20 protein-coding genes are annotated in these 24027 nt (G+C 62.7%); 13 read left to right on the forward strand and 7 right to left on the reverse strand.

The window, feature by feature from the left end; genetic code table 11:
- The first annotated feature begins 52 nt into the window (after positions 1-52).
- Positions 53-3802 carry a YhdP family protein gene (locus ACMDCM_RS05160; protein ID WP_412772562.1) on the forward strand — a complete coding sequence of 1250 codons (3750 nt, stop codon included), beginning with the start codon at positions 53-55 and terminating at the stop codon, positions 3800-3802.
- A gap of 75 nt (positions 3803-3877) precedes the next feature.
- Here ACMDCM_RS05160 and tyrS read toward each other — a convergent pair whose 3' ends face one another.
- On the reverse strand, positions 3878-5131 hold the full coding sequence (gene tyrS, locus ACMDCM_RS05165) for a tyrosine--tRNA ligase (RefSeq protein WP_412772563.1): 1254 nt from the start codon (positions 5129-5131) through the stop codon (positions 3878-3880).
- 158 nt (positions 5132-5289) lie between these two features.
- Here tyrS and ACMDCM_RS05170 point away from each other — a divergent pair, with 158 nt between their 5' ends.
- On the forward strand, positions 5290-6390 hold the full coding sequence (locus tag ACMDCM_RS05170; protein WP_412772564.1) for an anhydro-N-acetylmuramic acid kinase: 1101 nt from the start codon (positions 5290-5292) through the stop codon (positions 6388-6390).
- A gap of 23 nt (positions 6391-6413) precedes the next feature.
- Here ACMDCM_RS05170 and ACMDCM_RS05175 read toward each other — a convergent pair whose 3' ends face one another.
- Positions 6414-7061 (reverse strand): alpha/beta hydrolase, encoded by a 648-nt coding sequence (locus tag ACMDCM_RS05175; RefSeq protein ID WP_412772565.1) that lies wholly within the window; start codon positions 7059-7061, stop codon positions 6414-6416.
- A 198-nt stretch (positions 7062-7259) separates the two neighbouring features.
- Here ACMDCM_RS05175 and ACMDCM_RS05180 point away from each other — a divergent pair, with 198 nt between their 5' ends.
- The 7 genes from ACMDCM_RS05180 to ACMDCM_RS05210 all read left to right on the forward strand — a co-directional run bounded on the left by ACMDCM_RS05180 (position 7260) and on the right by ACMDCM_RS05210 (position 14494).
- A complete protein-coding gene (locus tag ACMDCM_RS05180; protein ID WP_412772566.1) occupies positions 7260-8414 on the forward strand; it encodes a cysteine desulfurase family protein in 1155 nt (384 codons plus the stop codon).
- 83 nt (positions 8415-8497) lie between these two features.
- On the forward strand, positions 8498-9979 hold the full coding sequence (gene sufB, locus ACMDCM_RS05185; protein WP_412772567.1) for a Fe-S cluster assembly protein SufB: 1482 nt from the start codon (positions 8498-8500) through the stop codon (positions 9977-9979).
- 109 nt (positions 9980-10088) lie between these two features.
- Positions 10089-10844: a Fe-S cluster assembly ATPase SufC gene (gene sufC / locus ACMDCM_RS05190; RefSeq protein ID WP_412772568.1), complete on the forward strand. Its 756-nt coding sequence runs from the start codon at positions 10089-10091 to the stop codon at positions 10842-10844.
- An 11-nt stretch (positions 10845-10855) separates the two neighbouring features.
- Entirely contained in the window at positions 10856-12181 is a 1326-nt protein-coding gene (gene sufD / locus ACMDCM_RS05195; RefSeq protein ID WP_412772569.1) for a Fe-S cluster assembly protein SufD, read from the forward strand.
- A gap of 223 nt (positions 12182-12404) precedes the next feature.
- Positions 12405-13649 carry a cysteine desulfurase gene (locus ACMDCM_RS05200; protein ID WP_412772570.1) on the forward strand — a complete coding sequence of 415 codons (1245 nt, stop codon included), beginning with the start codon at positions 12405-12407 and terminating at the stop codon, positions 13647-13649.
- Entirely contained in the window at positions 13646-14026 is a 381-nt protein-coding gene (locus ACMDCM_RS05205; RefSeq protein ID WP_412772571.1) for an SUF system Fe-S cluster assembly protein, read from the forward strand. Before ACMDCM_RS05200 ends, ACMDCM_RS05205 begins: the two co-directional genes overlap by 4 nt.
- 66 nt (positions 14027-14092) lie before the next feature.
- Positions 14093-14494, forward strand: coding sequence for a HesB/IscA family protein (locus ACMDCM_RS05210; protein WP_412772572.1), 402 nt, complete (start codon positions 14093-14095; stop codon positions 14492-14494).
- A 165-nt stretch (positions 14495-14659) separates the two neighbouring features.
- Here the strand turns inward: ACMDCM_RS05210 and ACMDCM_RS05215 are convergent, their stop codons facing one another.
- Both ACMDCM_RS05215 and ACMDCM_RS05220 read right to left on the reverse strand, forming a co-directional pair.
- The gene (locus ACMDCM_RS05215; RefSeq protein ID WP_412772573.1) at positions 14660-15700 is read right to left on the reverse strand and encodes a GGDEF domain-containing protein; all 1041 of its coding nucleotides are present in this window, start codon (positions 15698-15700) and stop codon (positions 14660-14662) included.
- Positions 15701-15891: 191 nt separating this feature from the next.
- On the reverse strand, positions 15892-17358 hold the full coding sequence (locus tag ACMDCM_RS05220) for a DEAD/DEAH box helicase (protein WP_412772574.1): 1467 nt from the start codon (positions 17356-17358) through the stop codon (positions 15892-15894).
- Positions 17359-17657: 299 nt separating this feature from the next.
- Here ACMDCM_RS05220 and ACMDCM_RS05225 point away from each other — a divergent pair, with 299 nt between their 5' ends.
- Positions 17658-18899 (forward strand): FAD-dependent oxidoreductase, encoded by a 1242-nt coding sequence (locus ACMDCM_RS05225; protein ID WP_412772575.1) that lies wholly within the window; start codon positions 17658-17660, stop codon positions 18897-18899.
- Between the two features lie 46 nt (positions 18900-18945).
- On the opposite strand, the gene ACMDCM_RS05230 is transcribed toward ACMDCM_RS05225, so the two are convergent.
- The 3 genes from ACMDCM_RS05230 to ACMDCM_RS05240 form a co-directional block, all read right to left on the reverse strand.
- Positions 18946-19134 carry a hypothetical protein gene (locus tag ACMDCM_RS05230; protein WP_412772576.1) on the reverse strand — a complete coding sequence of 63 codons (189 nt, stop codon included), beginning with the start codon at positions 19132-19134 and terminating at the stop codon, positions 18946-18948.
- 41 nt (positions 19135-19175) lie between these two features.
- Complete coding sequence (gene parE / locus ACMDCM_RS05235) at positions 19176-21233, reverse strand: DNA topoisomerase IV subunit B (protein ID WP_412772577.1); 2058 nt, start codon at positions 21231-21233, stop codon at positions 19176-19178.
- Positions 21234-21339: 106 nt separating this feature from the next.
- A complete protein-coding gene (locus tag ACMDCM_RS05240) occupies positions 21340-21708 on the reverse strand; it encodes a hypothetical protein (protein ID WP_412772578.1) in 369 nt (122 codons plus the stop codon).
- 161 nt (positions 21709-21869) lie between these two features.
- On the opposite strand from ACMDCM_RS05240, the gene ACMDCM_RS05245 reads away from it, so the two are divergent.
- The 3 genes from ACMDCM_RS05245 (at position 21870) to ACMDCM_RS05255 (ending at position 24015) form a co-directional block, all read left to right on the forward strand.
- The gene (locus ACMDCM_RS05245) at positions 21870-22400 is read left to right on the forward strand and encodes a DedA family protein (protein WP_412772579.1); all 531 of its coding nucleotides are present in this window, start codon (positions 21870-21872) and stop codon (positions 22398-22400) included.
- 112 nt (positions 22401-22512) lie between these two features.
- The gene (argC, locus tag ACMDCM_RS05250) at positions 22513-23511 is read left to right on the forward strand and encodes an N-acetyl-gamma-glutamyl-phosphate reductase (RefSeq protein ID WP_412772580.1); all 999 of its coding nucleotides are present in this window, start codon (positions 22513-22515) and stop codon (positions 23509-23511) included.
- A 75-nt stretch (positions 23512-23586) separates the two neighbouring features.
- Positions 23587-24015 (forward strand): DUF1772 domain-containing protein, encoded by a 429-nt coding sequence (locus ACMDCM_RS05255; RefSeq protein ID WP_412772581.1) that lies wholly within the window; start codon positions 23587-23589, stop codon positions 24013-24015.
- Positions 24016-24027 lie beyond the last annotated feature (12 nt).

Raw genomic sequence — 24027 nt, forward strand, 5'->3', positions numbered from 1 at the left:
GACTCGACGAGTTGTCCGGCCTGCTTTCTGCTCGAAAAGCGCCAAGGGCCGGATGACACGTAACATGTTAGATCGGGGATTGGCAGAAGTGCCTTCAGTGCAGCGTTGGTCTGAGAGCGACGCGCGGACCAATGACGGCGACTGCTCCGGTCCAGGCCGGCACCGAGAGGCAATGACAAGGAAGACGCCGATCCCAAATCCCAAGCGCGGCGGTGACCGGGTCTCGCAAAGGGAGGATTCCAACTGGAATCAGGACTGCGACGAAATCCAGCGCCGTCGCATAAGTCGGCTGCTGTCACGGTCGGATTCCGGATTCCACAGATTGGGCGACCGGTTCGGACGGTTCAGAAGCTGGCTCGCGGGCGAACGCTGGGTCAGGCGGCTCGTCATTACCGTCGGCATACTGGCGGTTCTGGTTGGCGGAAGCTTTGGCGCCCTCTGGTGGCGACTCGGCGCCGGCCCCGTCAATCTCGATATGATGACGCCCTGGCTTGTCGCGGCGATCGAGGAAAATATCGGTCACGGCAACACCGTGGAAATCGGCGGCACGCAGATCGAGCGCGCCGGCAGAATTCGTATCGCGGTTCGCGTTCGTGACGTGGTTGTCCGCGACCGCGATCATGTGATCGTCGCCAGCGCGCCGAAAGCCGAGGTGAAACTGTCCGGCATGGCGTTGCTGACCGGGCGGCTGCGTGCCGAAAGCCTTAATCTGGTCGATGCCGAACTCGCGGTTCGGATTACGCCGGACGGCCAGGTGACCGTGTCGGCCGGCGATAGCGCCAAGCCGCTTGCCACGGGTGTCGCCACGGTGCAACCGGCCGACCTGACGTCACGATCCGACGGCGCTGCTGCGCCATCCGTTCAGGCCGTTACGCAATTGCGCGAATCCGGCACCGGCGCCGCGCCGGCTAATCCCGACAGCCGAAGCAACGTCAGCGCGCTGCTGGCGGGTTTGAGCTGGCTCGACAGTCTCAGCCTGACGGGGCTGGACGGGCGGAATCTCAATGAGATCGGTTTGAAGAACGGGAGACTGGTGGTCGACGACCAGCAGCGTGGCAATCGCTGGGGCCTCAGCAACATCAGCCTGAGCCTTCGCCGGCCGCGCGGCGGCGGGATCGCATTCAGTGTCGGCGAAGGCGGCAGCAAAGCATGGTCGCTTAAGATCGCTGTCGGGGCGCTGGCCGATGGCGTGCGCCCCATTGATCTGCAGGCTGCCGGGATACCGGCGAAGAATATTCTGCAGGCTCTCCGCATCAAGGATCTCACCTATACCGCCGACATGCCGCTGAGTGGCGAGCTGAAGGGTGAGATTGGCCGCGACGGCCTGCCGACCTATCTTCGCGGCAGCCTCTTCGCCGGCAAAGGTACGATCATCGATACCGACACGCCTGACTATCCCATGGCGATCGATCAGATGGAAATGAACGTCGAATGGGATTCGGGACGGCGCGTTCTGGTAGCACCGTTCAAAATCGTGTCCGGCCAGAATCGGATCACGTTGCTGGCCCGTCTCGAGCCGCCGAATGGCAGCATTCCGGACTGGCGGATGAGTTTGAGCGGCGGCACCATTGTTCTCGCCGGCTCCGATGGCGAAGAACCGCTGATCTTCAACCGCATCGCGGTCGGATTGCGGTTCGACACCGAACACAAGCAGATGATATTGACGCGGGCCGATATCAGCAATGGCAAGATTGGCGTCGCCGGCACCGGGAGCATCGACTATTCGGAGGCGCCGCGCCTGAAACTGGGTTTTGCCGGGACGCCGATGTCGGTGGCTGCGCTCAAGAGCATGTGGCCGGTTCTGATCGTGCCGGAAGTACGCGAATGGGTGATCGACCGCATTACGAAGGGTTCTGTCCAGCGAATTGAAATCGGTGTCAATTCGCCGCTCCGCAACCTGTCGCGTCGGGGGCCGCCGATCCCGGATGACGGTCTTTCCATCGATATAGACGCGAGCGATGTGACGCTGCATCCCGTCGACGAAATGCCGTCGATCCACGACGCCGATCTGAAAGCGCGAGTTACCGGCAGAACCGCGACGGTGACGATCGGGCAGGCTGCCGCCGATACCGCGGCCGGCCGAAGGCTCAACATTTCCGACGTCGTTTTTGAGGTGCCGGACATGGCGCCCAAACCTGCGCCAGCGAAGGTGAAGTTGAGGATCGACGCTCCGGTGCCCGCGGTTGCCGAAATTCTCGCCTCTGACCGCCTCAGAGAATTCACCGGCAATCTGGTCGATCCCAATTCCAGCAAGGGAACGGTGGCTGCGCAGATCGTGCTCGGCCTGCCGATCAGGCGTCAGATCACCAAGGAAGATACGACCTATTCCATCACCGCCGATCTTTCAGGGTTTGCCGCCGACCACCTGATCATGAATCAGAAGCTTGAAGCGAACGCGCTGAAGGTGGTTGCCAACAACCAGGGATACCAGGTCAAGGGCGACGTGAAGATCAACGGGCAGCCGGCTTCGCTGGATTACCGCAAGCCGGTGGACGGCGACGCCGATATCAAGTTGCAGGCCACGCTGGATGACGCGAGTCGTGCAAAACTCGGCATTGATCTCGGCGCCGGCGCGACCGGCGCGATTCCGATCAAGCTGGTCGGGAAAATCGGCACTGACAAGGACAGCAAGATCGGCGTCGACGCCGATCTGACGTCCTTGAAACTCGACAACCTTCTGCCTGGCTGGGTCAAGCTGCCGGGGAAGTCAGGTCACGCCACGTTCAATGTGGTGCAGAAGGCACAGTCGACGCGCCTGGAGGATATCGTCATCGACGGCGGCGGCGCCATGATAAAGGGATCGCTGGAGATCGACCAGAACGGCGACCTGTTGAATGCGAATTTTCCGGTTTACGCGCCCTCGGAGGGAGACAAGGCTTCGCTGAAAGCCGAGCGCAACTCGGACGGCGTGTTGAAGGTCGTCATGCGCGGCGATGTGTTCGATGGTCGCGGCTTTATCAAATCGGCGATCTCGGGCAAGCAGGCCGACGCCAAAGGCAAGACCAAGAGCATCGATTTTGACATCGACCTGAAGATTGGAGCCGTGGCCGGATTTTACGGCGAAGCCGTGCGTAGCGCGGAGGTGAAGATGGCACGGCGCAACGGGTCGATCCGCAGCTTTGTCATGAGTGGAAAGATCGGGCGCGACACCTCGCTGACCGGCGATCTGCGCGGTCGTCCGCAAGGCCAGGATGTCATTCTGATCGAGACCAATGACGCGGGCGCGTTCTTCCGCTTTACCGATACCTATGGAAAGATGTTTGGCGGTCAGCTTGCATTGGCGATGGACCCTCCGACCGCCGAGCCGCGCGCCAAGCAGGGGCTGATCAACGTTCGCAATTTCACGATCAAGGGCGAGACGGCTCTGGATCGCGCCGCGGCGGGCGGTCAGCCGGCCGCCCAGAACGGCATTTCGTTTTCGCGTCTGCGCGCGGAGTTCACGCGGCAGAACGGGCAACTCACGGTGCGCGAGGGTGTCGTCAAGGGACCGACGATCGGCGCGACGATCGAGGGCAGGATCGACTATCCCGGCAACCAGGTTCGCATGAGCGGCACGTTCGTGCCGATGTACGGTCTCAATAACATCTTCGGCCAGCTTCCGATCGTCGGGTTGTTCCTCGGCGGCGGCAGCAACGAGGGATTGATCGGCGTGACCTATGAAGTGGTGGGGACGCCCGGCCAGCCGCAGTTGCGGGTGAATCCGATTTCGGCCATGGCGCCGGGCGTGCTGCGCAAGATCTTCGAATTCCAGACCGGCAAACCGGCCAACCAGATCGAATATCCGTTACAGAGCGGCAACTGATTGTTTGAGACTGTGTGAGCGGGGCGACGGAGGTTGCTGTCAGTCATCTGCGCCGTTGCGGATTTTGATGGATGACTATGCTGGCCGCAGCAATACGTGGCGCTTCTTGCCCATCGACAGCTTGATCACGCCTTCGGGCGTGAGATGGTTCGATGTCAGCATCATTTTCTCGTCGGTGACCGCGACATCGTTGACGCGCAGTCCGCCACCCTTGATCTGGCGGCGCGCTTCGCCATTCGAGGCGACAAGTCCCGCCTTCACGAACATCGCGAGCACGCTGGCTCCGCTTGAGAGATCGCCTTGAGGAATGTCCACGGTCGGAAGGCTTTCCGCAATCGCGCCCTGCTCGAAGGTCGTGCGCGCGGTGGCGGCGGCTTTCTCGGCCTCGTCGCGGCCATGCAGAAGCGCGGTCGCTTCCGTCGCCAGAACCTTCTTGGCCTCGTTGATCTCGGCGTCCCGCAACGCCGCCAGCCTCGCGATCTCGTCCATCGGCAGGATCGTGAACAGCTTCAGGAATCGGACGACGTCGGCGTCCTCGACGTTGCGCCAGTATTGCCAGTAATCGTAGACCGGCAGCATAGCGGCGTTGAGCCAGACCGCGCCCGCCGCGGTCTTGCCCATCTTGGCGCCCGATGCCGTCGTGAGCAGCGGACAGGTCAGCGCATAGAGCTGATGCGTCCCCATGCGGCGGCCGAGATCGACGCCGTTGACGATGTTGCCCCACTGATCCGAGCCGCCCATCTGCAAGTTGCAGCCATAGCGGCGCGCCAGCTCCACAAAATCGTAGGATTGCAGGATCATGTAATTGAATTCGATGAACGACAACTCCTGCTCGCGATCGAGCCGCATCTTCACGCTGTCCATCGTGAGCATGCGGTTGATGGAGAAATGCCGGCCGACGTCGCGCAGCATCTCGATGTAATTGAGCTTGGTGAGCCATTCGGCATTGTCCACCATCACGGCGTCGCCCCTGCCGCCGCCGAAGGTGAGGAATTTCGAGAACGTGCCCTTGATCGCTTCCTTGTTGGCGTCGATCTGGTCGTAGCTCAGGATCTTGCGCGTTTCGTCGCGGCCCGACGGATCGCCGACGCGCGTGGTGCCGCCGCCCATCAGCGCGATCGGCTTGTTTCCGGTCTGTTGCAGCCAGCGCATCATCATGATCGAGAGCAGGTGACCGATATGCAGCGACGGCGCGGTGCAGTCGTAGCCGGCGTAAGCGATCGCCTCGCCCTTCGCGGCGAGCGCATCGAGACCCTCGATATCGGAGCATTGATGGATGAAACCCCGTTCCTGAAGGACATTGAGAAAATCGGACTTGAAGGCGGCCATGGCTATCTAACTCTGATCGTTTCCGTTCGATTCTGTCGCAAGCGATTCCGGTGCATGATTGCCGGACACTGCCGCCGGGCTCTGCTGTGTGCCATTATAAGAAGTGTCCGTTCGGTACAAGCCGGACGTCGCATGGCAGCCACCGGGGGGTCCGCACGATGATGACGGCGATCGGTCTGATGAGCGGCACCTCGCTGGACGGCGTCGATGTGGCCTTGATCGAAACCGACGGCGAGCGGGTGGCGGCGCTCGGGCCGACCGGCTACCGCCCTTACACGGACCGCGAACGCGGCCTGTTGCGCGAGGCTCTGGCGGAGGCTGTCAATCTGACGCGGCGCGACGCGCGGCCGGGCGTGATCGGCGAGGCCGAGCGCGCCGTGACCATGGCGCACGCCGAAGCCGTTGAGGCGTTTGTCGCGGAAAACCGCATCGCGCGCGAAGACATCGATATCGTCGGCTTCCATGGCCAGACCGTGCTGCATCGGCCGGCGCAGCGGCTGACGGTGCAGATCGGCGATGCGAACGCTTTGGCGAAAGCGATCCGCGTTCCGGTGATGCACGATTTTCGCGCGGCCGACGTAGCTGCCGGCGGGCAGGGCGCGCCGTTCGTGCCCGTCTATCATCGCGCGCTGGCGCAATCGCAGCGTCGCGAAGGACCGGTCTGCGTGGTCAATATCGGCGGGGTCTCCAACATCACCTATATCGATGGCGCCGACACGCTGATCGCCTGCGACACCGGCCCCGGCAATGCGCTGCTCGACGATTTCATGCTGCGCGTGACGGGGCAGCCCTTCGACGGCGAGGGACGGCTGGCGGCGCAGGGCCGTCCCGACGCGGACTGGATCGCGCACGCCTTGCAACATCCCTTCTTCGCGCAGTCGCCGCCGAAATCCCTCGACCGCAACGATTTCGCGTCGTTGCCGCTGCCCGACATGGCGCCCGCCGAGGGAGCGGCAACGCTGACCGCTTTCACCGCGGCGGCGATCGCGCGAGTCGTTCCGCTGCTGCCGAGGCCGCCGGAAAGCTGGATCGTGGCCGGCGGGGGAGCCCGCAATCCGACCATGCTCGGAATGTTGAGGGAGGGGGTTGCGCCCGCTTCTGTCGAGTCGGCCGAGGCGCTGGGCTGGTCGGCCGATGCCATCGAGGCACAGGCTTTCGCCTATCTCGCGGCGCGCGGCCTGCAAGGCTTGCCGCTGAGCTATCCCTCGACCACCGGCGTGCCCGTTCCGATGACCGGCGGGGTCATCGCCAAGCCCTGAGCCGCTTCTTCGGCTGCGAACGGTCAGCGGATGTTGGCGAGCCTCATATCGAGATAGCCGGTCACCGTCTCCATCAGCGGCTCCATCTTTTCCTCGAAGAAATGGTTGGCGCCCGGAATGATGTGCTGGTCGATCACGATGCCCTTCTGGGTCTTCAGTTTTTCAACCAGCGTCGTGACATCCTTGGCGGGCGCGACGATATCTTTTTCGCCATGGACGATGAGGCCCGACGACGGGCATGGCGCGAGAAAGGAGAAATCATAGCGGTTGGGCTCCGGCGCGATCGAAATGAAGCCTTCGACTTCGGGCCGGCGCATCAGCAGTTGCATGCCGATCCAGGCGCCAAAGGAAAATCCGGCCACCCAGCAGGCGCGCGCTTCCGGATTGATGGTCTGCGCCCAGTCGAGCGCGGCCGCCGCATCCGACAGTTCGCCGGTGCCGTGGTCAAACGAGCCCTGGCTGCGGCCGACGCCACGAAAATTGAAACGCAGCACCGAAAAACCGCGCGCCACGAAAGCGTAATAGACCTGATAGACGATCGGGTGGTTCATGCTGCCGCGAAACTGCGGATGCGGATGCAGGACCATCGCGATCGGCGCGTTTTTCTGCTTCGCCGGATGATAACGGCCTTCGAGACGGCCGGCGGGACCGGTAAAAATGACTTCAGGCATCACAATCCTTGGCAAATCGGCCGGTTACAGGACGCTTTCCGGTTCGCAACCTTGTGGACGAAGGGCGATCAGGCGCCGCACGGCGATCCAGGTGCCGGTGCATAACTGCTGCGTTCTAACATAGGGCGAGGGGCGAAAAGCAAGCATCTTGCGCGATCGTGTGCGTCTTCTCCAAAAATATCATATAATTACAGTGTGATGCAGGGACGGGTTTATCTCGACTGGAATGCCACCACGCCGTTGCGCCGCGAGGCGCGGCAGGCGATGGCCGCCGCGATGGATGTCGTCGGCAACCCGTCGTCCGTCCATGCAGAGGGGAGGCGCGCGCGCGGGCTCATGGAAAACGCGCGGATGGCGATCGCGGCTGCCGTCGGCGGCGAACCCGGCAACGTAATCTTCACGTCCGGCGGAACCGAAGCCAACGCGCTCGCTCTAAGCGATAACCTTCAAAAAAATAAGCAAATAATTGAAGGGCTTATTGTTTCTTCTATAGAACATACCTCCGTGCTGGCTGGCGGGCAGTTCGCCCCGGATCGTATCGCGCGCCTGGCTGTGCATCGCTCCGGGCTGGTCGACCTCGATGCCTTGCGAACGATGCTTGCCGGGGCGCCCCCGACGCTGGTGTCGGTCATGCTCGCCAATAACGAGACCGGCGCTATCCAGCCGGTCGCGGAAGCGGCCGGTCTGGTTCACGAAGCGGGCGGCCTGCTGCATGTCGATGCTGTCCAGGCGTTCGGAAAAATGACCTTTGATATCATGTCGTTGAATTCCGATCTTCTATCGATTTCAGCGCACAAGATCGGCGGTCCGGTCGGGATCGGCGCATTGATTCTGGCGCCGAACCAGACTGGCCCTCACGCGTTGATTCGCGGAGGCGGCCAGGAGCGGGGCCGCCGCGCCGGGACCGAAAATGTGCCGGCGATTGTCGGGTTCGGAGCCGCGGTCAAGGCGGCTGTCGGAGCCAGAGCCGGCGACATGGCCCGCATCGAAAATCTCCGGAATCGTCTCGAGGAAGGCTTGAGGCAAACCCAAGGCAGCATAACTATCTCCGAGGATGTGGCGCGCCTGCCGAATACGACGCTGTTCGCCGTGCCCGGGTTGAAAGCCGAAACCGCGGTGGTGGGCTTCGATCTCGAAGGAGTGGCCGTTTCGTCGGGCTCCGCGTGTTCGTCCGGGAAGGTACAACCGTCGCATGTGCTGGAGGCGATGGGATACGGTCCGGCTATAACCAAAAGTGCAATACGATTTTCGCTGGGCTGGGAGACCACGGACGCGGACGTCGATCGGGCTATTAAGGCTTGGCGAAAGCTCTCAGGTGCACTAGTAAAGAGGGACGAAACAGTGCTTGAATAGTTCTAAGACCATTTCTTGGGAACAGGACAAGCACCGAGACATGAAATCCACCGTGGTCCTTGAAACCGCGAGCGGAGGTTAGAATGGCAGCCGTACAAGAGACGGTCGATCGGGTTCGCCAGATCGACGTCGATCAATACCGGTATGGATTCGAGACTGTGATCGAATCCGAGAAGGCTCCCAAGGGGCTTTCCGAAGACACCGTCCGGTTTATTTCCGACAAGAAAAACGAACCAGCCTGGATGCTCGAGTGGCGGCTTGAAGCCTATCGTCGCTGGCTGACCATGCAGGAGCCCAACTGGGCGCGCGTCGACTATCCGAAGATCGACTATCAGGACCTTTATTATTACGCCGCGCCGAAGCCCAAGAAGGAGGTCGCCTCGCTCGACGAGATCGACCCCGAAATCCTCAAGACCTATGAGAAGCTCGGCATTCCCTTGCGCGAGGTCGAGGCGCTCGAAGGCGTCGTCCGTCCCGAGGGCGAGCGGAAAGTCGCGGTCGACGCCGTGTTCGATTCGGTCTCGGTGGCGACCACGTTCCAGGAAGAGCTGAAGAAGGCCGGCGTGATCTTCATGCCGATCTCTCACGCCATTCAGCAGCATCCCGAACTGGTGAAGAAATATCTCGGAAGCGTCGTGCCGACCTCCGACAATTTCTTCGCGACGCTGAATTCGGCGGTGTTTTCCGACGGCTCGTTCGTCTACATCCCGCCGGGCGTGCGTTGCCCGATGGAATTGTCGACCTACTTCCGCATCAACGAGCGCAACACCGGCCAGTTCGAGCGCACGCTCATCATCGCCGACAAGGGCGCGTATGTCAGCTATCTCGAAGGCTGCACCGCTCCGCAGCGCGACGAGAACCAGTTGCACGCCGCGGTGGTCGAACTGGTCGCGCTCGACGATGCCGAGATCAAGTATTCGACGGTGCAGAACTGGTACCCCGGAAACTCCGAGGGCAAGGGCGGCATCTACAATTTCGTGACCAAGCGCGGTGACTGCCGCGGAGCGCGTTCGAAAATCTCGTGGACCCAGGTCGAGACCGGCTCCGCCATCACCTGGAAGTATCCGAGCTGCATCCTGCGCGGCGACGATTCGCGCGGCGAGTTCTACTCGATCGCGATCTCGAACGGCTACCAGCAGGTCGACAGCGGCACCAAGATGCTGCACCTCGGCAAGAACACCACGAGCCGGATCATCTCCAAGGGCATCGCGGCGGGCAAGTCGCAGAACACCTATCGCGGTCTCGTCACCGCGCACCGCAAGGCCAGCAACGCGCGCAACTTCACCGCGTGCGACTCGCTGCTGATCGGCGACAAGTGCGGCGCGCACACCGTCCCGTATATCGAGGCCAAGAACACCTCGGCGCTGTTCGAGCACGAGGCGACCACGTCGAAGATTTCCGAAGACGTGCTGTTCTATTGCGTACAGCGCGGACTGTCGCAGGAGGAGGCCGTCGGCCTCGTCGTCAACGGCTTCGTGCGCGACGTGCTGCAACAGTTGCCGATGGAATTCGCGGTCGAGGCCCAGAAGCTGATCTCGATCTCGCTGGAAGGCAGCGTGGGGTAGCTCGTCATTGCGAGCGAAGCGAAGCAATCCATGTTGTTTTGAGAAACCGGATTGCTTCGTCGCGCGGATGCGCTCCTCGCAATGACCCTCAAATACTGAAGGATATGTAATGCCGTTGCTTGAAGTCAAAGATCTGCACGTCCGCGTCGAGGAGCGCGAGATTCTTCACGGTCTTTCGCTGACCGTCGACAAGGGCGAGGTTCATGCGATCATGGGGCCGAACGGCTCCGGCAAATCGACGCTGAGTCATGTGATCGCCGGCAAGCCCGGCTACGAGGTCACCGGCGGCGAAATCCTGTTCGAGGGCGAGGACCTGCTGGCGATGGAGCCCGACGAGCGTGCCGCGAAGGGCGTGTTTCTGGCGTTCCAGTATCCGGTGGAAATTCCGGGCGTCGCCACCATGACGTTCCTGCGCACCGCGCTGAACGCGCAGCGCAAGGCGCGAGGCGAGAGCGAATATTCGACGCCGAATTTCCTGAAGAAAGTGCGCGCGGTCGCGGCCTCGCTCAACATCCCGCAGGACATGCTGCGCCGTGGCATCAATGTCGGCTTTTCCGGCGGCGAGAAGAAACGAAACGAGGTGTTGCAGATGGGGCTGTTCGAGCCGAGCCTGTGCATCCTCGACGAAATGGATTCCGGTCTGGACATCGACGCGCTACGCGTCGCGGCCGATGGCGTCAATGCGCTGCGCTCGAAGGATCGCGCGATGGTCGTCATCACGCACTATCAGCGGCTGCTCAATTACATCGTCCCTGATTTCGTGCACGTCATGTCGAAAGGCCGGGTCGTGAAAAGCGGAGACAAGGATCTGGCGCTGGAGCTTGAAGCGTCCGGATACGCGCAGTTCGAGGAACAGGCCGCCTGACGGGATCGACGATGGACGTTGCATTGGTAAAACCGACTACTGAGCGCGCAGCCGAGGACATGTTCGCTGCGGCGCGCGGCCGCCTGCCGGGATCCGGGCCGGTGAGCGAGGTGCGGCAGGCTGCACTCGACGAATTCGCCCGACGCGGTTTGCCGCATCGCCGGATCGAGGAATGGAAATACACCGACTTGCGCGTGTTGCTGCGCGAGATCGCGCCGCTTGCCGCGCGCCCCGATGCCGATGCGCTGAAGCGCGCGTCCGAGGCGCTCGCTCAAATCGAGGTGAAGGGCGGCTGCAGGCTGGTGCTGGTCGATGGCGCGTTCGCGCCGGAACTCTCCGATCTCGGCGCGCTGGAAAAGGGCGTCGATGTCCGCACGCTTCGCGACATGCTGGAGAGCGCCGACAATGCGGCGCGCGCGGATCTGCTGTGCACCAATGCCACCACGGACGTGATGGTGTCGCTCAACGCCGCGATGACGACCGACGGCGTCGTTGTCGGCGTTGCAGATGGCGCTGTGCTGACGAAGCCGCTGCACATCGTTCATGTCGCGACGCAGTCGTCCGCATCCGCGTTCACGCGCTCGCTGCTGAAAGTGGCAAAGGGCGCGCGGGTCACGCTGGTGGAAAGTTTTGTCGCAGCGAGCGGCGCGCAAGGCTATCAGGTGAACGATGCCGTCGTGTTGTGGGCGGGCGAGGACGCCGATGTCCAGCACGTCCGTCTGGTCGAGGATGCGCGCGACGCCAGCAATATCTCGACCGCGATCGTGACGCTCAACCGCAGGACGCAGTACAATACATTCAGCCTGACGACCGGATCGGTGCTCGGCCGTTATCAGGCGTTCGTCCGCTTCGGCGGCGAAGGGGCGAATGCGTCGATCAACGGCGTCAACCTGCTGAAGGACCAGCAGCATGGCGACGCGACGCTGGTGGTCGATCATACCGTGCCGCATTGCCAGAGCCGCGAGATATTCCGCGCGGTGGTGGACGATCGCGCGCACTCGGTGTTCCAGGGCAAGATCATCGTTCAGCCCGACGCGCAGAAGACAGACGGCAAGATGATGACGCGAGCCTTGCTACTGTCCGATGGAGCGGAAGCCGACAACAAGCCCGAGCTTGAGATTTTCGCCGATGACGTCACCTGCGGTCACGGCGCGACGATCGGAGCGCTCGACGAGAGCCTGCTGTTCTATCTGCGCGCGCGAGGTCTTTCGGAGAAGGAAGCGCAGGCGCTGCTGATTCAGGCGTTCATCGGCGAGGCGATCGAATCTATCGCCGACGACGGCGTGCGCGAGATCGTTATCGGAGCCGGCGAGCGGTGGCTCGCGGCGCGCGGGTAAGAGATTGTCGGAGCGTCATTGCGAGCTGACGGGTCGTCGCGAAGCGGCCGTCCGATAACAGGCTCCGCGAAGCAACCCGGAGGTCTCGGGAGAGCCGGATTGCTTCGTCGCTTCGCCAAGAACGAAACCGGCGTTGCCGGTTTTGTTCCGGCGTTGCAATGACGGGCGCTCCCTTCACACGGGAGAAGCCCGAGGTTCTGACGATGGATATGGAAGTAGTGACATGACCCATCCGGCGGTCGCCAACGGTTCCTACGATGTGATGCGCGTGCGCGAGGATTTTCCGGCGCTGGCGATGAAGATCTACGGCAAGCCGCTCGTCTATCTCGACAACGCCGCCTCGGCGCAGAAGCCGAACGCGGTGCTCGACCGCATGACTGAGGCCTACAAGACCGAATACGCCAACGTCCATCGCGGGCTGCATTATCTCGCCAACGCCGCGACCGAAGCCTATGAGGGCGGCCGCGCCAGGGTCGCGCAATTCCTCAATGCGAAGCGGAGCGAGGAGATCATCTTCACCCGCAACGCCACCGAAGCGATCAATCTGGTGGCGTCGTCCTGGGGCGAGCCGAACATCAAGGCCGGCGACGAGATCGTGCTCTCGATCATGGAGCATCACTCCAACATCGTGCCATGGCATTTCCTGCGCGAGCGTCACGGGGCGGTCATCAAGTGGGCGCCTGTCGATGACGACGGCAATTTTCTGATCGACGAATTCGAGAAGCTGCTGACGCCGAAGACCAAGCTCGTCGCCATCACGCAGATGTCGAACGCGCTCGGCACCATCGTTCCGGTCAAGGAGGTGGTGAAGCTCGCGCATGCGCGCGGCATTCCGGTGCTCGTCGACGGCAGCCAGGCGGCGGTGCATCTTGCCGCCGACGTGCAGGACATCGATTGCGATTTCTACATTTTCACCGGCCACAAGCTTTATGGTCCCACCGGCATCGGCGTGCTGTATGCGAAATACGATCATCTTGTCGCCATGCGGCCCTATACCGGCGGCGGCGAGATGATCCGGGAGGTCGCGCAGGATTGGGTCACCTATGGCGATCCGCCGCACAAGTTCGAAGCGGGCACGCCCGCGATCGTCGAGGCGATCGGGCTCGGCGCCGCGATCGATTATGTGAACTCGATCGGCAAGGCGCGGATCGCGGCGCACGAACACGATCTTCTGGTCTATGCCCAGGAGCGGCTGCGCGAAATCAATTCGCTGCGCATCATCGGCACCGCGCGCGACAAGGGGCCGGTGATCTCGTTCGAAATGAAGGGCGCGCATCCGCACGATGTCGCGACCGTGATCGACCGCGCCGGCATCGCGGTTCGTGCAGGCACGCATTGCGTGATGCCGCTTTTAGAGCGGTTCAACGTTTCGGCGACCTGCCGCGCTTCGTTCGGCATGTATAATACGCGCGAGGAAGTCGATCATCTCGCGCAAGCCTTGATCAAGGCACGGGATTTGTTCTCATGAGCGAAACCGCCGAACTCGTTAAAAACAAAACCTGCCACGTGCAGACCAGCTCCGCGCTGTCGCCGGAGGAAACCGAACGCATGAGTTCCGGCATCGTTGCCGCGCTGAAAACCGTGTTCGATCCCGAGATCCCGGCGGACATCTATGAACTCGGCCTGATCTACAAGATCGACATCAAGGACGACCGTGGCGTCGATGTCGAGATGACGTTGACGACGCCGAACTGTCCGTCCGCCGCGGAACTGCCGACCCTGGTCGAGAATGCGGTGGCGAGCGTTCCCGGCGTCGGTGTTGTGAACGTCAACATCGTTTGGGAACCGGCCTGGATGCCGGAACGAATGACCGATGAAGCACGGCTCGTCCTCAATATGTGGTGAGCCGAGCGACCCCATGCTAAGGTCATAATTGATTTGTCGCATTGATTTGTCGCCAGGATTGACCAGATGACAGAGATGACACCTCCTCCTGCAGCCAAGCCGAAACCGAGACCGCGCCCACAGGTCATGCGACTCACTGACGCCGCGGCGGCGCGGGTCAAGGAACTCGCGGCACGCGCCGATTCCGAGATCGTCGGCCTGCGCGTCGGCATCAAGAACGGCGGGTGCGCCGGCCAGTCCTACACCGTGGAATATGCCCACGACGTCAGGCCCACGGACGAAGTGGTCGAGGACAAGGGCGTCAAGATTCTGGTCGACCCCAAGGCGGTTCTGTACCTGCTCGGCACCGAGATGGACTACAAGGCCGAAAAAATGCAGGCCCAGTTCATCTTCAACAACCCGAACCAGGTCTCGGCCTGCGGGTGCGGCGAGTCCGTGCAGCTCACGCCCGCGAAGGTCGACGGTTGAGGTTTCCGGGCTGTCCCCGGTGCGTTTTCAAGCGAAGTGGCTACCGGTTCGCGTCAAGAAAACGCGTCGAATCTAAGTCATGGAGCCCCGCTTCTGATTCCATCAGAAGCCGAAAGGCTCTGGGGGCATTTCGGCGAAGCACCTGAAAGGAATATCGAGCGGGCGTCACGCTACCTGCACGTGGATGTCGGCGCAAAATGAACATTCCGAGTCGGCTTCGCAAACGACGCGATTGCGGCCGTTGCGTTTGGCGGCGTAGAGGCAGATGTCGGCGCGTTCGATCAGCGAGTCCGGGGTATCTCCGCAGCGAAGTATCGAGACGCCGACCGAGATCGTGACCCGGCCCAGGATTTCACCGGTCGATTTTTTCTTCAACTCCTTGGCCATCACGGCGCGGCGGATGTGATCGGCGACGGTTACCGCCTGTTGTATCCCGGTATTGGGCAGCACGACCGCGAATTCCTCGCCGCCGTAGCGCGCGGTGATGTCCTGGCCCTTGATGGTCTGCTTTAGCGACATTGCAACCAGCCGCAGCACCTGGTCGCCGGTCAGGTGGCCGTAGTTGTCGTTGAACGATTTGAAGTGGTCGATGTCGAACATCAGAAGCGACAGCGGCCCGCCTTCGCCAAACGCCCGCGCCACGGCATCCTCGACGGCGTGGTCGAAATATTTGCGGTTGCCAAGACCGGTGAGCGGATCGGTCATGCTCTCGGTTCTGATGGCTTCAAGGCTGTGCTGAAGATTGTTGATCTCGATCTTCGAGAGTTCCAGCCGGTTTTCAAGCGCCTCGTTGGTTTCCTGAACCTCGCGGGTTGATTTCATCAGCGCCTCGATGATTGCCTTGACCTGCTCGCGGCTGTCGGCGGCGCCGAGCCTGTCGGCTGCTCCCTTCAGGCTGTCGCCGAATCCGGCCGTCATGCCGAGCGCGTCGGTGATGAGGGTCATCACGTCGTCGATCTCGCTGATGACGCGCGCGCCGAGCTTGTCGATGCGCTCGGTGGTCCTGATCGGGGAGAGGTAGGTTTCGTAGATCTGTTCGAGATCGGATTCGCTCAGCCTGCCGTTGCGCGCGAGCGTCTCGTTGATGATCCTGTTGAGCGACGAATTGTAGCCGGCGGCGTAGACGTACCAGATTTCGTAATTGCGCGGAATCGCAGCTTGTCGCAGCGATCGGATCTGGCCGAGCGCCACCTCCGCGAACGCCATCGTGCGCTCATGTTCGTCCGGTTCAACCACTTCTGCGGCCCGCCGACGATCGTGCAGATCGTCGCCCCAAACGGCAAAATATCAACGTGAAACATTGCCCGAGACTACCGGCAGAGAGTTTACGCGCGGTAAACGGTTTTCACCGCGGCGGCAGGGGAGGTCGCCGCGGCAGATACTCAGCCGCAAGACGCTCAGCCGCGGGCGCGAACGGGGCGAAGCAGGAATGCCGGCAGGTGGGAATGGTCTCCCGGCTCGGAGACGGCCTCGCGTCGCGGGGCGGGCGCGCGTCCGATCGACGGCGGCTGCGGCGCGGCTATCGATGCGACGGCCGTTACGGCCGGAGTCTCGTGTCTCTGATGGTCGCCGCCGGAGCGGCGTGGCTTGCGGCCCTCGCGCTTGCCGCCCTCGCGCTTGCCGCTGCGTGGATAGCTCTCGCTGCTCTGGCTGCGCGTTTGGCGGGACCGCGCCGGCCGGCCCGTGGGCGCCGCGTCGGCGCCGATGTCCGCGTCGGTCGGGTCCGTGCGAACCTCATGGTCCGGAAGGTCGACCTTCGGAATCGTCTGACCGGTCAGCTTCTCGATCGCCGCGAGTGATTTGGAATCGGCGGGGCAGACGATCGTGATCGCGGTGCCGGTGCGGCCCGCGCGGCCGGTGCGGCCGATGCGGTGCACGTAATCGTCGGGATGGTACGGCACGTCGAAGTTGAGGACGTGGCTGACTTCGGGAATGTCGAGACCGCGCGCGGCCACGTCGGAGGCGACCAGCAACGGCAGTTCGCCCTTGCGGAATTGATCCAGAGAGGCGGTGCGCGCCGACTGATCCATGTCGCCATGCAGGGCGCCGACGCTGAAGCCGTGTTTCTGAAGCGACTTGCAGACGATGGCGACGTCACGCTTGCGGTTGCAGAAGATGATTGCGTTCTTGAGGTCCTGGGCTTCGCGCAGCAGGCGGCGCAGCAGCTCACGCTTTTCGTGCGGTTCGCGTCCGCAACCGACCTGCGATTGCGACACGGTCGCCGCCGTGGTCGCGGGCCTTGAGACCTCCACCTTCTCCGGATTGTGCAGGAAGGTATCGGTGACGCGCCGGATTTCGTTCGGCATCGTCGCGGTGAAGAACAGGGTCTGCCGGGTGAACGGAACCAGCTTGCAGATGCGTTCGATGTCGGGAATGAATCCCATGTCCAGCATCCGGTCGGCTTCGTCGATCACCAGAAGCTCCACGCCGGTGAGCAGCAAGCCGCCGCGTTCGGTGTGATCGAGCAGGCGGCCCGGGGTTGCGATCAGCACATCGACGCCGCGCGTCAGCTTCATGTCCTGGTCGCCGAACGAGACGCCGCCGATCAGAAGCGCCACGTTGAGTTTCTGGCCCACGCCATACTTGTCGAATTGCTCCTTGACCTGGGCCGCGAGTTCGCGGGTTGGCTCCAGGATCAGCGTGCGGGGCATTCGCGCCCGGGCGCGGCCCTTTTCGAGCAATGTGAGCATGGGCAGGACGAAGGCCGCGGTCTTGCCGGTGCCGGTCTGGGCGATGCCGAGAACGTCGCGGCGCGCCAGGACGTGGGGGATAGCCTGATCCTGAATGGGGGTAGGGGAGGTGTAACCTGCCGCCGCGACCGCGGCCAGCACTTTATCGGACAAACCAAGATGAGAAAAAGACATTGAGCCTCTGATCGACACCGCCGTCCGGAATCGGATGTAGAAGGCTGTCGCGCTCTACCCCTTAACGGCGTGCTTTCAAGAAGCGAAGGGGGCTCTGGCTACGCTGACGGGCGGCTCACCTTGGGAATCGCGTTTCGATCCCGGGCCGCGTTACCGCGAAACATAGGGTGGAAATGCGTAAAGTCAATTCAGAAACGGCGGAGATATCGAAAAACCTTGCCGTTTCCGCTTGAACCCGGCGGAATGACCGTGGAGATATTCGACATCCTGCCGGATTTTCGGTTAACGAGGACATCAGTATGGATGCAGCCCGTCCGAGCGAAAACCGCCCGATATCCACGCGCTGCTGCGTCGTCGGCGGCGGTCCCGCCGGCATGATGCTCGGCTACCTGCTCGGGCGCGCGGGGGTCGATACGATCGTCCTTGAAAAGCACGCCGACTTCTTCCGCGATTTTCGCGGCGACACCGTGCATCCCTCGACCTTGCAGGTGATGGACGAACTCGGCCTGATCGACGACTTCCTGAAAGTTCCGCACGACAAGCTGCAAAAGCTCGACAACTGTTACGGCAGGACCCGGCTCCGCGTCGCCGACATCAGCCGCACCGGCGTGAAATATCCGTTCATCGCCTTCATGCCGCAATGGGATTTTCTCAATTTCCTGCGGGACAAGGGGCGTCGTTTCCCAAGCCTTAAGGTGATGATGAGCACGGAGGCGACCGGCCTCATTCATGACGGCGACAGGGTGGCGGGGGTTCGTGCAAGAGACGCGAACGGCGCGATCGAGATCAGGGCCGAACTGACGGTTGCGTGCGACGGGCGACATTCCATCATCCGGCCGAGCGCGGGCCTCAAGATCGAGGAGATCGGCGCGCCGATGGACGTACTGTGGTTTCGCGCCGGAAAGTCCGCCGAAACGGAGAGCGTTCTGGCGCGGGTCGAAGCCGGAAAGATGATCGTGACGCTCGACCGCGGCACGTATTGGCAGTGCGCTTACGCCATCACCAAAGGCCAATATGATGCGGTCAGGGCGAAAGGTCTTGAGTCGTTCCGCTCCGACGTCGTCTCGCTTGCGCCGATCCTGAAGCCGGGTATCGCGGACGTTAAAAGCTGGGACGACATCAAGCTGCTCACCGTCGCGGTCAATCGTCTCAAGCGATGGACCCGGCCCGGTCTGCTTTGCATCGGCGACGCCGCGCATGCGATGTCGCCGGTCGGCGGCGTCGGCGTCAACATCGCTGTTCAGGATGCGGTGGCGACGGCCAATATCCTGGCGGCCAGGCTCGCGAGCGGCGGCACCGTGAGCGAGGATGATCTTGCCGCCGTCCAGCGCCGTCGCGAATTTCCGATGCGCATGACGCAAGCCATGCAGGTGTTTGTGCAGAACAGTATGATCAGAGCGGCGCTGAAGCCGGGCAGCGGCCCGCTCAAGCCACCGCTGGTCGCGCGGATCATCAACGCGGTGCCGTGGTTGCAGGGTTTGACAGCGAAGTTCATCGCCGTTGGCGTGCGGCCGGAGCATGTCCATTCGCCGGAAGCGTGAATGGCGTCAGAGTTAAATCGAAAACGACCTTAAACGGCGAAGCGGATTACAGCCGCCGCGACAGCAGAACCGCCAGCAGGCCGGCGGCCGCCACCGCGCCGCCATACCAAACCCACCGCGTCTGCCCGATCATGAGACTCGACGCCGGATAGGGAAACACGCCGGCGCCCTGAGCGGCCCAGACAAGGCCGATCAAAATTGCGAGCAGGCCGAGGATCACAAGTGCCAGTCTCATGATTGAACAATGCCTCCGGATGGTTCCGCGCGGTGGTCGGTTTACACGTCCAGCATCTCCTCGCTGGCGAATTCGGCCTTGTCGGAGATGAAGGCGAAGCGCGCCTCCGCCTTGGTGCCCATCAGCCGCTCGACCGAGTCCGCCGTGTCCTCGCGATCGTCCGCCAGCAGCACAACGCGCAACATTGTGCGCTTGGCCGGGTCCATCGTGGTTTCCTTGAGCTGCGCCGGCATCATCTCGCCGAGGCCTTTGAAGCGGCCGACATCGACCTTGGCGTTGGCGTTGAACTCGCTCTTGAGCAGCGCCTCCTTGTGGGCGTCGTCGCGGGCGTAGACCGTCTTGCTGCCGTGGGTCAGCCGATAAAGCGGCGGCACCGCGAGATAGAGGTGGCCCTCGTCGATCAGGCGCGGCATCTGGCGGTAGAAGAACGTGATCAGCAGCGAGGCGATATGCGCGCCGTCGACGTCGGCGTCGGTCATGATGATGACGCGCGAATAGCGCAGGTCCTCTTCGCGATAGTTGGTGGCGGTGCCGCAGCCGAGCGCCTGGATCAGGTCGGCGAGTTGCGCGTTGGCGGTGACCTTGTCCCGGCCTGCGGAGGCCACGTTGAGGATCTTGCCGCGCAGCGGCAGCACGGCTTGCGTTTTGCGGTCGCGCGCCTGCTTGGCGCTGCCGCCGGCGGAGTCGCCCTCGACGATGAAGAGTTCCGAGCCGTCGGTCGCGGTATCGGTGCAATCGGCAAGCTTGCCGGGCAGGCGCAGCTTCTTCACCGCGCTTTTGCGCGAGGTTTCCTTCTCGGCGCGACGACGCAACCGCTCGTCGGCGCGCTCGACCACGAAGTCGAGCAGCCGGTTGGCCTGCGTCGGATTGCCGGACAGCCAGTGATCGAACGGGTCCTTGATCGCCTGTTCGACGATCCGCGCGGCCTCGGCGGTGGCGAGGCGGTCCTTGGTCTGGCCCTGGAATTCCGGCTCGCGGACGAACACCGAGAGCATCACCGCGGCCCCGACCATCACGTCCTCGGAGGTGATGGAGCTTGCGCGCTTGCCATGGCCGACGCGTTCGGCGTGGTCCTTCAGCCCGCGCAGCAGCGCGCTGCGCAGGCCCGACTCGTGGGTGCCGCCGTCCGGCGTCGGCACCGTATTGCAGTAGGAATACAGGAAGCCGTCGGCGTCGGCCGTCCACGCCACCGCCCATTCGCAGCCGCCATGCGCGCCGTTGCGGCCCGATCTGCCGGAGAAGATGTCGGGATGCACCAGCGTGTCCTTGTGGATCGCTGCTGCAAGATAGTCCTTCAGTCCGCCGGGAAAATGGAAGGTCGCTTCCGCCGGGACGTCGTCGAGGCCCTTGAGCAGTTCGGGGGCGCAATGCCAGCGGATCTCGACGCCGCCGAACAGATACGCCTTCGAGCGCGTCATCTTGAACAGGCGCAGCGGCTTGAACGCGGCCTTCGCGCCGAAGATCTCGGTGTCGGGCTTGAAGCGGATGGTGGTGCCGCGGCGGTTGGCGATCCGGCCGAGGTCTTCCAGCTTGCCCTTGGGATGGCCGCGCTCGAACGTCATCCTGTAGAGGTTCTGGCTGCGCGCCACCTCCACTTCGAGGCGCGAGGAAAGCGCATTGACCACGGACACGCCGACGCCGTGCAGGCCGCCGGAGGTCTCGTAGACCTTGGAGTCGAACTTGCCGCCCGAATGCAGCGTGCACATGATGACTTCGAGCGCCGACTTCTTCGGGAATTTCGGGTGCGGATCGACCGGGATGCCGCGCCCGTTGTCGGTGACAGTGAGGAAGCCGTCGGCGGCCAGTTCGACATTGATGAAGGTGGCGTGCCCCGCCAGGGCTTCATCCATGCAATTGTCGATCACCTCGGCGAACAGGTGGTGCAGCGCCTTCTCGTCGGTGCCGCCGATGTACATGCCGGGGCGGCGACGGACCGGCTCGAGCCCCTCCAATACCTCGATGTCGGCGGCGGTGTAGCCGGCCTCGGCTCCCGATGCGCGGCTTGAGGCGCGGGCGGAGGGACGGCCCTCGGCCTCGGAAGCGGCGAACAGATCGTTGGATGGTTTTGATTTAGCGTTTGGTTTCAGATGTTTGGGCATAAATATTCAAAAATTACATGCGTCGCTTCGTGGCGAATCGGCTGCGCTGACTATGCCATGGACAAGGGTGAAATTGTGAACGGTAGCCTCATCGGCAGAGCAGGGGTCAGTCGCGTTCGGCGCGGAACAGAACGACGGCAAACAATAGCGTCGCAAAAACAACGATCACCGAACCGATCGCAGGCGCCGCGAAATAAGCCCCGTGGTTCGATAGCGTGAGCGCGACCCCGGCCGGCAGTGCAACACCGCCGAGGATATGGAGCCAGCCCTGAATCCGGGCCAACGTACTGTTTCCTGCGGATGGCACCAGCTTATAATAAAGCCCGAACAGAAAGAGCAGAACCCCGCCGACGAGATTGAGATGGGCGTGGGCAGGGGCCAGCGTAAAGTTCTGCTGGATTCCCATGACCATTCCCGCGACCATTCCGATCAGCAGGATTACAACACTGACGCACATCATCAACGACCCGATCATTTGATTTCCTCACAGCAATGCCCCAAAACCTGCGGCCCCGATGCACCCGTCTTTGTGACTTGAAGTCGCGCCACCGGCTAGCTTAGCTGTCGGCGACAGTCTTGGCACGGCGGAGTTCCAGATAGCCCCGGCACGGGCGGAGATGGCAAGAGGCGTTTTAAATGGAAGAGGTCGGACGCGGCCTGGTCGACTTCGTACGCGATCACCAGGTTTGGGCCGCTCCTGTCGTGCTGCTGCTTGCCTTCGGCGAGTCCCTTGCCTTCATCTCGCTGCTGGTTCCAGCCTGGAGTGTGTTGATCGCGATCGGCGCGCTGATCGGCGTCAGCGACATCAAATTCGGGCCGATCTGGATCGCGGCCGCCGTCGGCGCGGCGCTCGGCGATTGGCTGTCCTACTGGTTCGGCTACCGCTTCAAAAACGGCGTCGCCGAGATGTGGCCGTTGTCGCGCTATCCCGATCTGCTGCCGCGCGGCCAGGCTTTCGTGCAGCGATGGGGCATCCCATCTATTTACATCGGGCGGTTTTTCGGACCGCTGCGCGCCACGGTGCCGCTCGCCGCCGGAATCTTTGCCATGCCGTACTGGCGTTTCCAGATCGCCAACTGGACGTCCGCCCTGGTCTGGTCGGCGGTGTTGCTGCTGTTCGGCGACCTGATCTCGCGGATCGTCGAATGGGCATGGCGCGCGGTTTGAGCGTGAGCGGATACCCGAAGCGACGTCGGACGAGGTGGTCGCGCGGCCGTCGCATTTGGATTACAAGGCGAACAGGCCAGCGAGCGCGCTCGCGGGATGCAAGGATGAAGTCGTGACTGCCGCAGACACCAAAGCGAAAGACTCAAGTCCCAGCGCCAGGATCGCCGCCCGGCCTGCGGTGTTCGTCGACGGCGCATCGGGAACCACGGGGCTGGAAATCCGTGAGCGGCTGGACCGGCAGGGCGACGTCGTCGTCAAAAGCCTCGACGGCGACAAGCGGAAGGATCCGGCCGCCAAGCGCGCGCTGATGGCGGAGGTCGATCTCGTGATCCTGTGCCTGCCCGATGACGCGGCCAGGGAAACGGTCGCCTTGATCGACGGCATGGGCGCGGACGCGCCGAAGGTGCTCGACGCCTCGACGGCGTTTCGCGTCGCGCCGGACTGGACCTACGGCTTTCCGGAACTGACGCCGGATCAGGCGGACAGGATCAAGGGGGCGCGCAAGGTCACGAACCCCGGCTGCTATCCGACCGGATCGATCGCCTTGCTGCGGCCGCTGACCGACGCCGGGCTGATCCCGCCGGACTATCCCGTCACCATCAACGCGGTGAGCGGCTATTCCGGCGGCGGCAAGTCGATGATCGAGAGTTTCGAGAACGGCACCGCGCCGGCGTTCGAGCTTTACGGATTGGGATTCGAGCACAAGCATCTGCCGGAAACGCAGACGTATGCGAACCTGACGCGGCGGCCGATTTTCGCGCCGTCGGTCGGCGACTACCGGCAGGGCATGCTGGTGTCGATCCCGCTGCATCTCGATACGCTGCCGGGCAAGCCCGATGGCGCGGCGCTTCATGCGGCGCTGGCCAAGCGTTACGCGGGCAGTACCTATGTTTCGGTGATGCCGATGGACAACGCTGCTGCGAAAAGCGGACGGATCGAGCCGGAGGCGCTTAACGGCAGCAACAGGCTCGAGCTTCATGTTTTCGCCAGCGACAAGCACCGGCAGGCCGTTCTGGTCGCGAGGCTCGACAATCTCGGCAAGGGCGCATCCGGCGCGGCGGTGCAGAACATGCGGCTGATGTTGGGCTTGAGGGATACGGGGACGGATTAGGCGCGGACACATTCGCACGCAGCCAAAATGGGGATAATGCGAGTTTGACAGAGGCCAGATAGAAGGAGCGGTTTCATGCTTGCCGGTCAGGTGGCGCTTGTTCTTGCCGCCGCGTTTACGGGGGCCGCTTTCTACATCAATTTCGCGGAGCATCCCGCGCGCTTGGTGCTGGATGACGAGAATCTGCTTAAGCAATGGAAGCCAAGCTATGATGCCGGCTACACGATGCAAGCAAGCTTGGCTGCCATCTCGGCAGCGTTTGGTTTACTGGCGGCATGGATCGCCGGAGATTGGCGATGGATCGTCGGCGCGGTGCTTATATTCGGCAACTGGCCCTATACCCTCTTCGGTATTATGCCGACAAATAACAGGCTGAAGGCTATCGCGGAGACCGACGCGGGTTCAACATCGAGGGCCATGCTCGTGGCGTGGGGACGACTGCATGCCGTCAGAACCGCGCTCGGCTTTGCTGCGACTCTCGCATATCTGTGGGCTCTAAACTGAAGCGAATCGAGA

Source organism: Nitrobacter sp., from assembly GCF_047149785.1.
Classification (GTDB): Bacteria; Pseudomonadota; Alphaproteobacteria; order Rhizobiales; family Xanthobacteraceae; genus Nitrobacter.

What these genes read in the sequence shown, in the direction of transcription:
- ACMDCM_RS05255 (WP_412772581.1), top strand. Translation starts at nt 23,587, where the DNA reads ATGCTTGCCGGTCAGGTGGCGCTTGTTCTTGCCGCCGCGTTTACGGGG.
- ACMDCM_RS05240 (WP_412772578.1), bottom strand. Translation starts at nt 21,708, where the DNA reads ATGATCGGGTCGTTGATGATGTGCGTCAGTGTTGTAATCCTGCTGATC.
- ACMDCM_RS05220 (WP_412772574.1), bottom strand. Translation starts at nt 17,358, where the DNA reads ATGTCTTTTTCTCATCTTGGTTTGTCCGATAAAGTGCTGGCCGCGGTC.
- ACMDCM_RS05230 (WP_412772576.1), bottom strand. Translation starts at nt 19,134, where the DNA reads ATGAGACTGGCACTTGTGATCCTCGGCCTGCTCGCAATTTTGATCGGC.
- ACMDCM_RS05200 (WP_412772570.1), top strand. Translation starts at nt 12,405, where the DNA reads ATGACCCATCCGGCGGTCGCCAACGGTTCCTACGATGTGATGCGCGTG.
- ACMDCM_RS05210 (WP_412772572.1), top strand. Translation starts at nt 14,093, where the DNA reads ATGACAGAGATGACACCTCCTCCTGCAGCCAAGCCGAAACCGAGACCG.
- ACMDCM_RS05170 (WP_412772564.1), top strand. Translation starts at nt 5,290, where the DNA reads ATGATGACGGCGATCGGTCTGATGAGCGGCACCTCGCTGGACGGCGTC.
- parE (WP_412772577.1), bottom strand. Translation starts at nt 21,233, where the DNA reads ATGCCCAAACATCTGAAACCAAACGCTAAATCAAAACCATCCAACGAT.
- ACMDCM_RS05225 (WP_412772575.1), top strand. Translation starts at nt 17,658, where the DNA reads ATGGATGCAGCCCGTCCGAGCGAAAACCGCCCGATATCCACGCGCTGC.
- tyrS (WP_412772563.1), bottom strand. Translation starts at nt 5,131, where the DNA reads ATGGCCGCCTTCAAGTCCGATTTTCTCAATGTCCTTCAGGAACGGGGT.
- ACMDCM_RS05245 (WP_412772579.1), top strand. Translation starts at nt 21,870, where the DNA reads ATGGAAGAGGTCGGACGCGGCCTGGTCGACTTCGTACGCGATCACCAG.
- ACMDCM_RS05180 (WP_412772566.1), top strand. Translation starts at nt 7,260, where the DNA reads ATGCAGGGACGGGTTTATCTCGACTGGAATGCCACCACGCCGTTGCGC.
- ACMDCM_RS05215 (WP_412772573.1), bottom strand. Translation starts at nt 15,700, where the DNA reads ATGGCGTTCGCGGAGGTGGCGCTCGGCCAGATCCGATCGCTGCGACAA.
- sufC (WP_412772568.1), top strand. Translation starts at nt 10,089, where the DNA reads ATGCCGTTGCTTGAAGTCAAAGATCTGCACGTCCGCGTCGAGGAGCGC.
- sufD (WP_412772569.1), top strand. Translation starts at nt 10,856, where the DNA reads ATGGACGTTGCATTGGTAAAACCGACTACTGAGCGCGCAGCCGAGGAC.
- ACMDCM_RS05160 (WP_412772562.1), top strand. Translation starts at nt 53, where the DNA reads ATGACACGTAACATGTTAGATCGGGGATTGGCAGAAGTGCCTTCAGTG.
- ACMDCM_RS05205 (WP_412772571.1), top strand. Translation starts at nt 13,646, where the DNA reads ATGAGCGAAACCGCCGAACTCGTTAAAAACAAAACCTGCCACGTGCAG.
- sufB (WP_412772567.1), top strand. Translation starts at nt 8,498, where the DNA reads ATGGCAGCCGTACAAGAGACGGTCGATCGGGTTCGCCAGATCGACGTC.
- ACMDCM_RS05175 (WP_412772565.1), bottom strand. Translation starts at nt 7,061, where the DNA reads ATGCCTGAAGTCATTTTTACCGGTCCCGCCGGCCGTCTCGAAGGCCGT.